The sequence below is a fragment of the Cryobacterium sandaracinum genome (genome assembly GCF_004403415.1).
Lineage (GTDB): Bacteria > Actinomycetota > Actinomycetes > Actinomycetales > Microbacteriaceae > Cryobacterium > Cryobacterium sandaracinum.
Genome location: NZ_SOGO01000033.1, coordinates 101,520 through 116,099, shown reverse-complemented (window position 1 = coordinate 116,099; position 14,580 = coordinate 101,520). Strand labels below are relative to the sequence as shown.

General features: G+C 68.2%; 14 protein-coding genes. 10 read left to right on the top strand and 4 right to left on the bottom strand.

Features of this window, described 5'->3' with window-relative positions; genetic code table 11:
* Nucleotides 1-13: 13 nt before the first annotated feature.
* From E3T25_RS11955 to E3T25_RS11950, 3 genes are read left to right on the top strand one after another with little or no spacing between them, the layout of a single operon-like run.
* On the top strand, nucleotides 14-1,468 hold the full coding sequence (locus tag E3T25_RS11955) for an HNH endonuclease (RefSeq protein WP_134374438.1): 1,455 nt from the start codon (nucleotides 14-16) through the stop codon (nucleotides 1,466-1,468).
* 42 nt (nucleotides 1,469-1,510) lie between these two features.
* Nucleotides 1,511-1,669: a hypothetical protein gene (locus tag E3T25_RS16825; RefSeq protein WP_166784718.1), complete on the top strand. Its 159-nt coding sequence runs from the start codon at nucleotides 1,511-1,513 to the stop codon at nucleotides 1,667-1,669.
* Between the two features lie 9 nt (nucleotides 1,670-1,678).
* Nucleotides 1,679-2,143 carry a methyltransferase family protein gene (locus E3T25_RS11950; RefSeq protein ID WP_134374436.1) on the top strand — a complete coding sequence of 155 codons (465 nt, stop codon included), beginning with the start codon at nucleotides 1,679-1,681 and terminating at the stop codon, nucleotides 2,141-2,143.
* 159 nt (nucleotides 2,144-2,302) lie between these two features.
* On the opposite strand, the gene E3T25_RS11945 is transcribed toward E3T25_RS11950, so the two are convergent.
* Nucleotides 2,303-2,608 carry a hypothetical protein gene (locus tag E3T25_RS11945; protein ID WP_104101449.1) on the bottom strand — a complete coding sequence of 102 codons (306 nt, stop codon included), beginning with the start codon at nucleotides 2,606-2,608 and terminating at the stop codon, nucleotides 2,303-2,305.
* Nucleotides 2,609-2,723: 115 nt separating this feature from the next.
* Here E3T25_RS11945 and E3T25_RS11940 point away from each other — a divergent pair, with 115 nt between their 5' ends.
* From E3T25_RS11940 to E3T25_RS11925, 4 genes are all read left to right on the top strand, one after another.
* Complete coding sequence (locus E3T25_RS11940; RefSeq protein ID WP_104101447.1) at nucleotides 2,724-4,226, top strand: DUF3375 domain-containing protein; 1,503 nt, start codon at nucleotides 2,724-2,726, stop codon at nucleotides 4,224-4,226.
* The gene (locus E3T25_RS11935; RefSeq protein ID WP_134374434.1) at nucleotides 4,219-4,920 is read left to right on the top strand and encodes a DUF4194 domain-containing protein; all 702 of its coding nucleotides are present in this window, start codon (nucleotides 4,219-4,221) and stop codon (nucleotides 4,918-4,920) included. Before E3T25_RS11940 ends, E3T25_RS11935 begins: the two co-directional genes overlap by 8 nt.
* Nucleotides 4,917-8,297 (top strand): ATP-binding protein, encoded by a 3,381-nt coding sequence (locus tag E3T25_RS11930; RefSeq protein WP_134374432.1) that lies wholly within the window; start codon nucleotides 4,917-4,919, stop codon nucleotides 8,295-8,297. Before E3T25_RS11935 ends, E3T25_RS11930 begins: the two co-directional genes overlap by 4 nt.
* A 72-nt stretch (nucleotides 8,298-8,369) precedes the next feature.
* Nucleotides 8,370-8,927 (top strand): hypothetical protein, encoded by a 558-nt coding sequence (locus E3T25_RS11925; protein WP_104101439.1) that lies wholly within the window; start codon nucleotides 8,370-8,372, stop codon nucleotides 8,925-8,927.
* A gap of 230 nt (nucleotides 8,928-9,157) precedes the next feature.
* On the opposite strand, the gene E3T25_RS11920 is transcribed toward E3T25_RS11925, so the two are convergent.
* Genes E3T25_RS11920 through E3T25_RS11910 form a run of 3 tightly spaced genes read right to left on the bottom strand, consistent with a single transcriptional unit; the run spans nucleotide 9,158 to nucleotide 10,865 of the window.
* Nucleotides 9,158-9,604, bottom strand: a complete 447-nt coding sequence (locus tag E3T25_RS11920) for a DoxX family protein (protein ID WP_134374430.1) — start codon at nucleotides 9,602-9,604, stop codon at nucleotides 9,158-9,160.
* Entirely contained in the window at nucleotides 9,601-9,909 is a 309-nt protein-coding gene (locus tag E3T25_RS11915) for a hypothetical protein (RefSeq protein WP_104101432.1), read from the bottom strand. The genes E3T25_RS11920 and E3T25_RS11915 overlap by 4 nt, the downstream gene beginning before the upstream one ends.
* Complete coding sequence (locus E3T25_RS11910; protein ID WP_174843015.1) at nucleotides 9,906-10,865, bottom strand: 1-phosphofructokinase family hexose kinase; 960 nt, start codon at nucleotides 10,863-10,865, stop codon at nucleotides 9,906-9,908. The genes E3T25_RS11915 and E3T25_RS11910 overlap by 4 nt, the downstream gene beginning before the upstream one ends.
* Nucleotides 10,866-10,961: 96 nt before the next feature.
* Here E3T25_RS11910 and E3T25_RS11905 point away from each other — a divergent pair, with 96 nt between their 5' ends.
* From E3T25_RS11905 to malQ, 3 genes are all read left to right on the top strand, one after another.
* Complete coding sequence (locus E3T25_RS11905) at nucleotides 10,962-11,378, top strand: VOC family protein (protein WP_134374428.1); 417 nt, start codon at nucleotides 10,962-10,964, stop codon at nucleotides 11,376-11,378.
* A gap of 139 nt (nucleotides 11,379-11,517) precedes the next feature.
* Entirely contained in the window at nucleotides 11,518-12,249 is a 732-nt protein-coding gene (locus tag E3T25_RS11900) for a glutamine amidotransferase (RefSeq protein WP_104101427.1), read from the top strand.
* Between the two features lie 54 nt (nucleotides 12,250-12,303).
* On the top strand, nucleotides 12,304-14,451 hold the full coding sequence (gene malQ / locus E3T25_RS11895) for a 4-alpha-glucanotransferase (protein WP_134374426.1): 2,148 nt from the start codon (nucleotides 12,304-12,306) through the stop codon (nucleotides 14,449-14,451).
* The last annotated feature ends 129 nt before the right edge of the window (nucleotides 14,452-14,580 follow it).

Below are 14,580 nucleotides of genomic sequence, written 5' to 3'. Positions count from 1 at the left end.
CTAAAATCAGGGTATGGAAAACCTGGCCGATCTCAGCGACATCGAGGACTTCGACATCGAAGAGCTTGACGACGGTGGCGCGCTCGGCGTCGTGACGGCCGACACGTCCGGTGATGCGGCTTCCCTCGATCGCAGAATGAGTGTCCTGGCCGAGCTGGTCTCCGCGGCCGCGGCCGCCGACCGACTGCTCGCCGCGGCGTCGGCGGCGCGGGCCGAGGCGGTCGACGAGGTGCGGGCCTGGTGCCTGTCCAATGAGCTTGCCGTCGAACGTGATCGCGCCCGCCGGACGGCTCGGGCCGAGGCCGTCGAACAGGGGCTCACGCCGCCTGCCGACAGCGCGGCCGACAGCGCGGTTGACAGCGGTTCGGTTTCGGCCGGCGTGGCCGGTTCCCGGTGGAACGCCCTTGAGATCGCCTACCGCACCGCGATCTCCGAACTCGCCTGTGCGTTGCACATCTCCCAGGCTTCGGCCTCCAATCTGATGGCGCAGAGCGAGGCGCTCACCGGCACGTTCACCGCCAGCCGCAATGCCCTCGCGGCCGGCCAGATCAGTTACGCGCACGTGCGGGTCCTGATCGAGCACGCCAATATTCTTCCGACGGCGGCCCGCGCCGCCTTCGAGGCCGAGATGCTGCCCCAGGCGAAACGGCTCACCGTGCCCCAGTTCGACCGCACGGCCCGCCGCCTGCGGGAGAAGTCGCATCCGGAGTCGATTACCGTGCGCCGCAGCAAGAGCCAGGCCGACCGCACCCTCATGTTCGAGCCGGCCGCAGACGGCATGGGGTGGCTGCACAGCTACCAGCAGCTGCCGGTTGCCCAGGCGATTTTCCACCGAGTCAACGACATGGCGGCCAGTCTGCAGGGCCCCGACGAGCACCGCACCCTGGCCCAGCTCCGAGCGGATGCCTTCGCGGCACTGGTGGTCGACGGCGTCACCCCCGCGGGGCTCGGCCGGGGCATCCGCGCCACCGTGAACGTGACGGTGCCGGTGCTCACCCTCCTCGGCCGCAGCGACGAGCCGGGTCACCTTGAGGGGTGCGGGCCGATCGACCCCGAGACGGCCCGGGAACTGGCGGCCGGAGCGCCGAGCTTTACTCGCATCCTGGTCCATCCCGAGACCGGCGTGATGCTGTCGGTCGGCCGAGATCAGTACCGGGTGCCGAAGGACCTCCGGCGGCTCCTTGTGATTCGAGACGAAACCTGTCGATTCGCCGGCTGCAACCGACCGGCGGCCCGCGCCGAGATGGACCACAGCCACGAATGGCAAGAAGACGGCATCACTCGGTACGACAACCTCGCCAGCCTCTGCGCGCCCGACCACCGGTTGAAGACCCAAACCAACTGGACGGTGACCCAGTCGCCGGGCGGCGAGCTCCACTGGACTGCGCCCAGCGGTCTCCACTACAGGTCCGATCCGGCAATACCCTTCGAGCCTCCGGGCGCCGTCGACGACCCACCGCCCTTCTAGGGCCGGCGTCCAGGGTCACAATGTCTGCTGAAGCTCCCTCTCGTGCTCGCGGGAGCCCAGACCGACAAGGGCGGCTGGGCATTGGCTGGCTACGAGGAGGACAAGAAGCTGGCCGGGATCGTAACGGCCGCAGTGTTCGTGACATCCGCGATCTCCTCCGGGGTCGCGAACACGTGCAAGCCGAGGCAGGTCAGGGCGTAGCCTCAAGCCATGAAGCGTGCGCTCGCAAGTGCCCTGGTGTCGGCCCAGTTCCTGCTGCTCCTGGCCCTGGCCCTCCTGCCCCACGGCACACTGTGGCCGGTGCACCTCGCCGTTGTCTTTGGCGCGATCGTGCTTGCTGTCGCCGGCGCGGTCTTCGCCGTGCTCGGCATGCTCGGCCTCGGACCGGCCCTCACCGCGAGCCCGATTCCGCGGGAACACGCGCCTCTGGTCACCACTGGTGTCTACGGTCTTGTGCGCAGCCCCATCTACACCGGTCTGATGATCTGCGGCCTTGGGCTCGTGCTGCTCGGCGCATCGGTCTGGCATCTCGTAGCCTGGCTCGCCCTCGTTCTGCTGCTGGCGGGCAAGGCACGCTGGGAAGAGCGGATGCTCGTGGCCGAGCACCCGGACTACGCCGCTTACGGCGCCCGCGCCGGCCGCTTCCTCCCCGGGATGGGCCGGCTGAAGCCGTGACGTGGTGAACCAATTCGACGGAGATTTTGGAGCACAAGTGCTTTTCGGCCGGGTTTTGGGACATTTCGGCCAAGGTCTCCGTCGAATTCGTTCAGAACGCGGAGAGGAACACGACGGCTGGAACACGACGGCTGAAACACGACGGCTGAAACACGACGGCTAGACGAAGACCAGAACCAGCCGCACGACGACAGCCAGAATCGCGACTCCCGACAGGGCCAGCGACGCGAGCACCAGCCCTCGCCCTCGGGCGCCGGCCGGGATCACACTGAAAGCCCGCAATGAAAGGGAAAGCCCGATCAGGGCAACGAACAGCGCGGGAAACGGCAGCAGCACCGCGAGGACGACGCTGACGACCGACACCCAGAAACCCGGCACCCGGCCGGGCGTCTTCGACCAGTCCAGGTGGGGCGCACCGAGATTGAGCAGGTTGTTGCCCTCCATATTCGCGCGCGGGTCGGTCACGTGTCGCTCCTTCAGCTTGTCCTGACAGTCTCACACGCGCCACGAGCGCCTGCCCGCGTGTCGGCCCGCACGCGAGGACCGTTACCCTTGAGGAGGCCCGGGAAGGAACTTCTATATGAGCGAGCTTGCGGGTGAACTGGCGCGGGTGCGCGAAGCCTTCGACAAACCCACCCTGCGCCTGCTGGACCGCAAGTGGGCGCCGTTCGTGCTCTTCGTGTTCAAGTCCTCCTTTAGCCGCGACCGGCGCAGCGTGCGGGCCGATCTGCTGCACATTCAGGTCGACGCCTACCTTGCCGACCTGCGCTCGGTCGGCAGCGATGTGCCGGGCAAGACCGGTCGGGCCCTCTGCGTGCAGTGGATGAACGACCAGTGGCTCTACCGCGAAACGGGGGAGGGCGACGAAGAACACTACTCGCTCACCTCGCACGCACTCGAGGCGCTGCTCCTGGTCGAGAGTCTGTCCCGCGATCGGGCTTTGATCAGCGAATCCCGTCTCACCACGATCGTCGACACGGTGCGCCACCGCGCCACGCAGGCCAACCCTGATCGGGAGGAGCGCATCCGCCGCCTCGACCGGGCGATCGCCGAGAACGCCGCCGAGCGCGACCGCCTCGCAGCCGGCGGCGAGATCGCGCCCGTCTCGAACGAGCAGATGCGTGAGGGCTACGCCGACCTGGTCGACCTGATCGGCCAGCTGCCCAGCGATTTCAAACGCGTCGAGGAATCCGTCGCCGCCATGCACCGGCAGATCGTCAACGATTTCCGCGGTGAGGAACGCCCGATCAGCGAGGTACTCGACGAGTACCTCGCGAAAACGGATGCCCTGATGACCTCGACCCCGGAAGGTCGCGCCTTCGAGGGGGCCTTCACCCTGCTGCGTAACGACGACCTGCTGCGGGAGCTGGGGGACGACCTGGAGACGATCCTGCTGCATCCGTTCGCCCTCGAACTCAGCGCCACCGACCGCCGCAGCTTCATGGGCACCGTGCGCCTGATCCGCAAGGGCATCGACGACGTGCTCACCCAGCGCAACGGGCTGACGACCACCCTGCGCGAGCACATCGTCAACCACGACGTGGTCAAGGACCGCGAACTCGAACGCCTGCTGCGCGAGATCAACAAGGAACTCGCGACCTGGATGCAGACCGCCGGGCCCCGCTCCACGGTCACCGCCGAACTCATGCCGGGAACCCTCGACGCCCCGCACCTCCGCGAACGCTTCTACGACCCGGGCGCCCACCGCGCGCCGCCCGAGCTGCAGGATGTCTCCGACGACGCCCCGCCGCCACCGAGTCTCGACGAGATGCGCACGCAGGGCGGCCCGCTGCTGGGGGAGCTGCGCGACGCGATCGTGACGGCCTTCAACCACGGCGACGCCGCATCCGTCGGTGACGCCTTCAACGATCTCGACGTCACCCTGCGCCGCCCGGTCGAGATTCTGGGGATGCTTCAGATCGCCACCCAGATCGATGCGGTCAGCCGGTCCCAGACGCTCGAACGATTCGAAACCGTGCGACCCGACGGCTCCACCCGCAGCTTCGAGGTGCCCCGAATCATGCTCAGCGACGACGAAACTGCGGCGCTGTCCGCCCTGAACTACGGATCCGACAATGACTGACGAGCCCACCGCCGAGCACCCCGACATCGATATGCCCAGCTTTTCCCTCTTCGAGGGCGACGAGGGCGGACTCACCGTGGAGCAGCGTCGCACCCTGGTGCTGCTGCTGAAGCACCGCTACATCTCCGCCGCGCTGCAGCCGGCCGAATGGCAGACGCTGCTGTGCTCCCAGAGCCTGCTCAAATCGCGCCTGAACGACATGTTCCTCGATCTGCATGTCGACCTGCACTACGAGGTGGCATTCAAACGGCAGGCGGTCGCCGAGGGCGGAGACCGGTTCCCGACCCTGCTGCACGACGTGTCCTACACGCGGGAGGAGACCATTCTGCTCGTGCTGCTGCGGCAGCGGTTCCGCAGCGAGCGTGCCAACGGCCACGACATCGTTATCGTGGACCGCGACAACCTGGTGGAGAACGTCGGCCATTTCCGGCCCGAACACGCCACCGACCGGTGGGGCGACGCCCGAAAGGCCACGGCCGCCGTCGACAGCCTCGCGAAGGCGCGGGTGCTGCTGAAGACCAGCGATCCCGACCGATTCCGCATCTCCGCCGTGATCGAGGTGCTGCTGCCGGTGGAACGGCTGAGCGAACTGCTGGAGTGGCTGGTCACCCAGAACGCTGATCCCGGCCCGGAAGCCACCGATCTTGACGATCTGCCTCTCCTGTCCGAAGCCCTGCCGGAGGCCCTGTCATGAACGATTCCCCGCTCTTCTATGTTGACGGCCTCACCGAAGGCACCACGCAGTGGCGCGCCGAGTCGTTCCAGATGGTGAACTGGGGCGGCTTTCAGGGCCACCACGAGGTTGCGTTCGCGCCCAGCGCCACCCTGGTGTCCGGCGCGTCCGGAACCGGCAAGAGCAGCCTGCTCGACGCCTACCTCGCCCTGATGATGCCGTCGGACACCCCCTTCAACGGCGCCTCCAACGACGCCGGCTCCGGGCGGGCGCGCAGCGCCGACCAGCGCAGCCTGATGACCTACCTCAAGGGCAAGACCGACGCCAACCGGGAGGCCGGCACGGGGGAGCTGCAGGACCAGGTGCTCCGCGGTGCCCACGAGTCCACCTGGGGTGCCGTGTCGATGACCTTCATCGACGACAACCAGCGCCGTTTCACAGTGTTACGGGCCTACTTCGTGCCCCGTGGCGCCACCCGGTTCGCCGACATCACCATGAAGATGGCCACGATCGACGGATACCTCGACCTGCGCGACCTGGCCGACGTGACCGAGTCCCGGTTCGACAAGCGCGCCCTCAAATCCCGGTTCCCCGAACTGGATGTCTTCGACACCTATGCGGCGTTCGCCCAGACCCTGTACACCCGCCTGGGCATCGGCGCCAACGGCGAGGGCGGCAAGGCGCTCAGGCTGCTCGCACGCATCCAGGCCGGCCAGCAGGTCAAGACGGTCGACGGGCTCTACAAGTCGATGGTGCTTGAGGAACCGTCCACCTACGGGGCCGCCGACAAGGCCGTCGCCCACTTCGAAGACCTCGAACGGTCCTACGGCGCCATGGTCGCCGAGGCGCAGAAGGCCAAGGTGCTGGAACGCCTGCCCGTCCTGCACCGCGTCTACGAGACGGCGACCGATAAGGCCGACCTGATCGACACCTTCGGCGTGCACCGCTCCGGAGACACGCCGTTCGTGCTGTGGCAGCTCCGCACGGAGCAGAGCCTGCTCGAGGAAGCCGCCGACGTCAACCGGGTGCAGCGGCGCGACACCCAGCTTCGCTCCACGACGGCCCGGGATGCCGAGACCGCGTTGAAAGCGCGCGTCGCCGACCTGCAGCGCCAGCAGCGTGACAACGGCGGCGACGTGCTCGTCAGCCTGCAGAACGAGCTTGGCCAGCTCACCGACAAACGCGACGACGTGGCCGCCGAGCGCTCCAAGTTCGACGGGCGCATCCGGCCTCTCGGCCTCTCCATCGACTCCGGCGACGACTTCGATCGGGCCCGCGCCGCGGCCGACGGGTTCCTGTCCGGCTTTCCCACTGCCGAAATCGACCTCGAGAACAAGAGAAGCGCGCTGCAACGCACGGCCTATCCGGTCGAGGAGAACCTCCGCACCCTGGGGCAGGAGCACCAGTTCCTGTCCGGGCGGGCGAGTCTGGTTCCCCAGCACCTGCACAGCGCACGCCTGCTGATCGCCGAGGCGTCGGGCATCCCCGCCGAGGAGCTGCCCTTTGTCGCCGAACTGATCGATCTGGCCCCCGGCGAGGACGCCTGGCGCCAGGCGGCCGAGGTCACCTTGGCCTCCGTCGTGCGCGTACTGCTCGTCGACGAGACTCGTCTGCGCGCGCTCAGCCTGGCCATCGACCCGCTTCGCATCCCCGTGCGCATCCACTTCGACGGGGTGCCGCTGCGCTCGCACGAGCAGATCGACGGTGACCCGCGCTTCGTGTCGGGAAAGCTCGTCTTCAAGGACTCGCCCTTCAGTGGCTGGGTGCGGGACCGGGTACAGGCCGCGAACCTCGACGCGGAGTGCGTCGCCACGGCCGCCGACCTCGTCGGGGACGGCCCGAGGGTCACCCCGAGTGGGCAGACCCGCAACGGTTCCCGCGGCGCCCATGGCTGGAACAGCGACCAGAAGTCGATCATCGGCTTCTCCAGCCGCACCCGCCTGCACGACATCGACGAGGAGCTGGCCCGCCTGCGGCTTGAGGCCGACAGCCTGGCGCGTGAAGCCTTTGCGCACGGGGCGAGCCTCGCCGACCTCCGGGCCCGCAGGGCCGCACACCAGTTCGTCGTCGACGCGGCCTGGCCGGCCATCGACGTGCAAGCCGCGGATGTCCGCATCACTGACAAGCGGGCCGAGCGCGAGCGCGTGCTCGCCGACAGTGACGTGCTGCGCGCCCTGAAAGACGAGGAAGAGCGTCTGGCCGCCGAACTGGGAACAGCCCAGAAGCTGAAGCACGCCACGGAGCTTGCCCTGCAGGCCCTCGTCGCCGAGCAGGGCCGCTTCGTGGACCGGCAGGATGCGGTGAGCAGCCGCCTCGACCGCATCGACGGTGACCCGGAAGCCGCGCTGTCCCTGTCGGAGGAGCACGCCACCCACCTCGACGCCCAGTTCGCGGCTGTCGCCGACCAGCACGACCTCGACGCGTTCGACGGGGCCATCAGGCGGCTGCGCGAGCGCCTCACCGAGCAGTCCAGTCAGGACCGGGACAGCGCCGCGGGCGCCCGCAACACCCTGATCGGCATCTTCGAGACCTTTCAGAGCCGCTGGCCCGACCCGAACATCGGCGTCTCGCTCGATTCCTACCCGAGCTACCGGGACATCCTTGACGCCGTCTACACACTCGGCTTGCACGATCGGCGCCAGGAGTGGAAGCGCCGCCTCGCGCTCTGGAGCGGCCAGGACCTGGTTCCCCTGGTCGGGGCATTCACCTCCTCCATCGAGGAAATCGAAGATCGTCTCCGTCCCATCAACGAGATCCTCACCACACTGCCGTTCGGAGCCGGGCGCGACCGCCTCAAGATCGCGTTGCGTCGCCTCCACCGCGATGACGCCACCGCGTTTCGCACGGAACTCAAGGTGCTGTCCTCCGGATCCACGGATGCCTTCACCGACGAGCAGACCGAAAGCCGGTTCACCCGGTTGCAGGCGTTCATGAACCTGATCCGCAAGTCCGCCGACGGTCCGCGCCAGGAATCCCAGCGCGATCTGCTGCTCGACGTGCGCCGGCACGTGGAGATCACCGCCGTGCGCACCACCCCGGAGGGCGTGGAAGTCAGCACCTACTCGTCGCTCGGCGGCAAGAGCGGTGGCGAGTCCCAGGAACTGGTGGCGTTCGTCGTGGGAGCCGCCCTGCGGTTCCAGCTCGGCGACGAGAGTCGCACCCGCCCGCGTTTCGCGCCGGTCTTCCTCGATGAGGGCTTCGTGAAATCGGACTCCGAGTTCGCCGGCCGTGCCGTGTCGGCGTGGAAGGGGCTGGGCTTCCAGCTCATCATCGGTTCCCCGCTCGACAAGGTCACCGCGCTTGAGCCGCACATGGAGCTGGTGCTCTCGATGACCAAGAACAACAGCACCGGGTTCTCCTACATCACGCCGCTCTCGTCGTCGGTGCGCTCGCATTAAGCTCCGCGCAGGACCCTACCGCGACAGGGGGAGCCCTGATTTCGGCAGGCCTGCACAGTAAGATTTTGTAGCGTGGCCGCAATTAAGGTGATCGTCGACGAGGGGCTCAAGATCGCGCTTTCCGCCGTCCGAATGGCGGTGAAGAACGACATCATCGTGGGCGCTCTCGGTGATCACGCCGACTACGATCCGGAACGCTACGCGGCGACAGCCCGGCACGAGCTGCACCTGCTCACCCGGCAGAACGAGCAGTACGCCCGCCGGGTCAAGGACCTGCGCACAGAGCTGACCAGGTCACGGTGGACCTCCGATCTCACGGAAGACCAGCACCACGACATCATTCAGCTCAAACTGCGCCGACGCGTGCATGAGAAGCTCGCCGAGGCCCTCGAGGCCGTGGCCGCCGACGACGACAAGGTCGCGCGTCTCGTGCGGCGGGCCCAGCGGGCCGCCAGCGACGAGGTCAGTGACGCGGTGTCGTCACGCCTGATCAGGCTGAACATCGACTGGCATGACCCCGATTACGAGGCCCGGCGGGAGGCCCGCACCGAGGTGTTTCTGCACATCGACCTCGCCCTTTTGAAGCTCAAGCACGACGCCGCGACCGACCTGTCCGCCAGCGACTACTGACTCCGGACTCAGTTGCGGGTGAAGAGCCGCGCGAAGAAGCCGGGAGTCGGGGCGTCTTTCTCGTGTCCGCGGCACCGTTGTGCACCCGGAACGCCTCGCATCACCTGGTCGACGTGCTGGCCGCACCCGGCCCAGGTCGTTTTTCCACATTTCTTACACGTAACTTGACGGCACATCCGTTGAACCCTTTCGTTGAACTCGTCCGCCCAATATACCCCATGGGGTATCACTTATGCTGCACGGCGTGCCTGCCAGGCGCGCCACGCACCGGTCGACCACAGCGCCCACGCCACGAGCACCGGCTGGAAGAGCAGGCGGATGCCACGGGACAGGTCCGAATCCAGGCCGAACGAATCGGTGGCCGTGACGAACTGGGAGATGTTGCCAGGGAAGATTGCCAGGAAGAACAGGGCCACGACCCAACCCACCTGCACCTTGCGCCTGGCCAGCAGCAGCAGCGACAGGCCCAGAGCGATCTCGACCAGGCCCGACGCAACCACGACGAAATCACCCTCGAGCGGCAACCAGGTGGGCACCTGGGCGAGGAACGCCTCACGGTTCCAGGCGAGGTGGCTGATCCCGGCGAAGAGCAGGAATGCCCCCAGAGCCAATCGGCCGATCAAGCGGGGGATCGAGGTGCGGGGGGTGCGGGTGCCGGTGGCAGGGTCAGCGGTCATGAATCGACTTTAGCCGCGATCTCGGCGTCCGTTCGGGCGTTGAAGATACCCCACATGATGTGCGTCGGGCCGCTGCCGTCCCTGCCGGGCGCCGCCGCGCGGCTGATCCAACGCTCGGCGGCCGCGGTGGCGCCGAGCGCGGTCAGAGACGGCGCGATCCGGGTCTTGCGAATCTTGCCGGCCATCACGCCGCCGTCCGGCGCAAGCCTCCAGCCGCGGCTGGAGGCGAGCACCTGCCCCACCTCTTCGTCGGTGAGCCACCGGGAAAAGCTACGGCTGGGCGGGTCAATGTCGGTGAGCTTCACGCGAGTGCCACCAGTTCGGCCTCCAGGCGTTCCACATCGACCCGGTGGCAGAGTTCCGTGGCCGGTGTCATCGCGGTGGCGCTGCCGGCGGCGACGGCGGCCCGGAACGCCCGGTCCACCGGGAACCCCTGCGCGATCCGCAGCACGAACGCACCGAGAAAGCTGTCGCCGGCCCCGACGGTGCTCTGCACCGTGACCTGCGGCACCCCCAGACGGATGATCCCGCTCGCCGAGGCGAGCACGGCTCCCGCTCCGCCGAGCGTCAGCGCGACGACTTCCGCGGACCCGCGGGCGACGAGCTCGGCGGCCGCGTCGATCTTGCTCTGTTCGGTGTCGAGGGTTGCGCCGACGAGCTCTCCCAGCTCACGCCCGCTCGGTTTGACCAGGTAGACCCCCTCGTCGAGCGCGGCCGCGAGAGCGGGACCGGACGTGTCCACGATGCAGCGGGCGTCGTGCCCGTGCGCCAGACGGGTGACCCGGGCGTAGAAATCATCCGGGACTCCCGGCGGCAGGCTGCCGCTGGCGACCACATAGCCGCCGACCGGAATCGACTCTCCGACGACCGCGAGACAGGCCCGCCACTCGGTTTCACTGAGCTCGGGGCCTTCCAGCACGAAACGGAACTGCTTGCCGGTGCCAGTCTCGTCGACGGTGAAGCTCTCGCGGGTGCTGCCGTGGATCGGCACCGCGATGGTCGGGATGCGTTCGGCTTCGATCAGCCGGCGGAAGGCCTCCCCGGTAGGGCCGCCCGCGGTGTACACGGCCAGGGCCTGCCCGCCGAGACGTTGCACTACCCGAGCCACGTTCACGCCGCCGCCGCCCGGGTCGAGGCGGGACCGGCCGCAGCGCATCTTGTGCTCGCTGACCACGTGCTCGGTTGACGTGCTCACGTCGAGAGCCGGGTTGATGGTGAGGGTGAGAATCGGCCGCAGCAGGGCGGCCCTGGGGGAGTCCATGGTTCCAGCGTAGAAGACTTCCCCGCACGCCTCGTGCTGGCGCGGGGTTGAGCCGATAATCGGAGCATTCGCCCCATGACAGAAAGAGGCTCCACCATGACGACCCAACTCAATCCCTACCTGGGGTTCCGGGATACGACCCGGGAAGCGATGGAGTTCTACCGGACGGTGTTCGGCGGCGAGCTGACGCTGAGCACGTTCGCCGAGTTCGAGGCGAGCGACGACAAGGCTGAGCAGGACAAGATCATGCACGCCATGCTGACCACCGACGACGGCCTGGTGCTGATGGCTTCCGACACTCCGAACCGGATGGAGTACCGTCCGGGCACCAACTATTCCGTGTCGCTCAGCGGCGACGACGAACCGGTGCTGCGCGGCTACTGGGACAAGCTCGCGGCCGGGGGCACCGTTGTCATGCCGCTCGAGCCGTCGCCGTGGGGCGACAACTTCGGCATGTGCGTCGATAGATTCGGCGTGAGCTGGATGGTCAACATCGCCGGCGCACCCGCATAGGTCGGTGGTGGGGGGTTCGCATTCGACGCCGCGCAGATGCAGCAGCTCCTGGTGCAGGGGGAGACCAGGTCTTCGACGCGCTCACAGCCAGGTCGAAGCCGGAGCCGCGTCTACCGAGGCCCGCCACTACGATGATGCTGTGAAGCCCTTCCTGCTGCTCGCCACCCGTTCTGAGGACGAAGCCGCCGATGACGAGTACGCCGGCTTCCTCGCGGCCGGCGATCTGGAACCCGACCAGCTCCACCGGGTGCGGCTCGAGGCTGCGCCGATGCCGCCGATCGACCTGAACGGATACTCGGGCATCATCGTGGGCGGCAGCCCCTTCAACGCGAGCGATTCCGCCGAGATCAAGTCGTCCGTGCAACGCCGCGTCGAGGCCGAGTTGGCCGCCCTCCTCGACCAGGTGCTGGCCCGGGACTTCCCCTTCCTCGGTGCCTGCTACGGTGTCGGACTGCTCACCAGCCATCTGAGCGGCAGGCTGGACCGCACCTGGTCCGAGGAGGCCGGGCCGACCTGGATCTCCCTCACCGAGGCAGGCGCAGCCGACCAGCTGTTCGCCGCGCTCGTGCCCACCTTCCAGGCTTTCGTCGGGCACAAGGAGGCCTGTTCAGAGCTGCCGCCCGGCGCCGTCCTGCTGGCGACCGGGCAGAACTGTCCCGTGCAGGCGTTCCGGGTCGGCAACAACGTCTACGCGACGCAATTCCATCCGGAACTGACCAATGCCGGCATCCTGACCCGCATCCGCATCTACCGCGAGTCCGGCTACTTCGATCCCGACGCCCTGGACGACGTCATCGCGGCGATCGACGCATCCATCGTCACCGAGCCGGCCAAGCTGATGAAGGCCTTCGTCTCGCGCTTCGGCAGGTAGAGCCGGCGGGGTCCGGCGCGGGTCCGGAACCGGTCCCGGATCTAGAGTGGTCCCATGGAACTCGAACCAACCGACCGTTCTGCGGCGGCGCTGCTGGAACTGGCACGATCACTCGGGGTTGACACCTCTTTCACCGGCTGGGACGGTGCTTCACGGGCGGTCGACTTCGGCACCCTGCGTAAGGTCCTGGGTGCCCTCGGCGTTCCCGCCGGCACGCCTGCCGAGGTTGATGCGGCCCTGACCGAGCAGAGCCTCGCGCCCTGGCGCCGGCTCCTGCCTCCCGTCGTGGTGCTCCGCGCGGGCGGCGAGGCCGAGGTGCCCGTGCACGCCGGCGCAGGTTCGACGGCCCTCGTCTGGATCGTCGCCGAGGACGGCACCCGGCACGAGGTGTTGCAGACGGGGCTCTGGGAGAAACCCCGCACCGTCGACGGTCGGCCGACGAGCCGGGCGATGTTCCAAATTCCGGCCGGCCTGCCTCTGGGCTGGCATACCCTGCACGCAGAGAGCGGAGACCACACGGCGCGCTGCGGCCTCGTCGTGACCCCGCCCCGGCTCGAGACCACCCGCAACCTGGCCGGGCATCGCGACTGGGGTCTGATGGCCCAGCTCTACTCGGTGCGCTCCTCCCGGAGCTGGGGGATCGGCGACTTCGCCGACCTTGCCGACCTGGCCGCCATCTCCGGCTCCCAGTACGGAGCCGACTTCGTCCTGGTCAATCCGCTGCACGCGTCCGAGCCTGCCCCGCCGGTCGAGCCCTCCCCCTACCTGCCGTCGAGCCGGCGCTTTTTCCACCCGCTGTACATCCGGGTCGAGGACGTGCCCGAATACGCCTACCTCGCCCCGGCGGCACGAGCCGTTGTCGAGTCCCTCGCTGACCGGCAGCACTCGGCCAACCTGGAGGCGGACCACCTCGACCGCGACTGTGCCTATGCCGCCAAACTGACCGCACTGGAAGCCGTGCACGAGGTGCGGCCGAGCCCCTCCCGTGCCCACCGGTTCGAGGAATTCTGCGCCGAGCAGGGTCAGGGTCTGGTCGACTTCGCGCTCTGGTGCGCCCTGGCCGAGTTGTTCCCGGCGGATGCGCCGGAATGGTCGATCGAGCCGCGCGGCCCCCGCGGTCCCTTCGCCGCCGAGCACCGGAAGCAGCTCGCGGACCGCATTGAATTCCACAGCTGGCTCCAGTGGCTCTGCGACCAGCAGTTGGAGACCGCTCAACGCGCGGCGACGGATGCCGGGATGGCCATCGGCATCGTGCACGACCTCGCGGTCGGGGTGCAGTTCACCGGGTCCGACGCCTGGACCCTGCAGGGCGTTCTCGCCCCGGGCATGACCGTGGGCGCCCCGCCGGACATGTTCAACCAGCAGGGCCAGAACTGGTCGCAGCCGCCGTGGCACCCCGGCCGGCTGGCCGAGTCGGGCTACGTCGCCTACCGGGACATGCTCCGCAGCATCCTGCACCACGCCGGCGGCATCCGGGTGGACCACATTCTGGGTCTGTTCCGCCTGTGGTGGATCCCGGTCGGCGCCGGACCGGGAGAGGGCACCTACGTGCACTACGACCACGAGGCACTCATCGGCATCCTGGCCCTCGAGGCCCAGCGCGCCGGCGCCGTGGTGATCGGCGAAGACCTCGGCGTCTTCGAGCCCTGGGTGCGCGAATACCTCGCCGAACGCGGCATCTTCGGAACCTCGATCCTCTGGTTCGAACGAGACAACGGCGTGCCGCTGGCCCCCGAACGGTACCGCCAGGCCTGCCTGACCAGTGTGAACACCCACGATCTGCCTCCGACGGCCGGCTATCTCGCCGGCGACCACGTGGCCCTGCGCGAATCGCTCGGTCTGCTCGGGCGATCGGTCGAGGAAGAGCGCACCGCGGACCTTGCCGAGCAGTCCGCCATGCTGGCCGCGCTTCGCGAACGCGGCCTGCTGCCGCCGCTCGGCACCGAGCCAGCCCCGACCGTGCAGGAGACGGTTGAGGCGCTCTACGCGTACACCGCACTGACGCCCTCGTCGCTCCTTGGCGTGGCTCTGGTGGATGCGGTCGGCGAGCGCCGGACCCAGAACCAGCCCGGGACCTCGAACGAGTACCCGAACTGGCGCATCCCGCTGGCCGGCCCCGACGGAAAGTCCGTGCTCATCGACGACCTGCCCGGCAACGCCCGCTTCGCCGCCCTGGTGGACGCGATCCGCGCCATTTCCTGAAGCGCTTCATCACGCCGAGGAAGATCTTCGCGCTGTCGGCCCGAACGGCGCCGAGCTGCGGAACCTGCGGGACCTGCCGGCCCCGCGGCCGGGTGTCGTATTCCGTTTTGGGCATTTGAACCGAGGAAG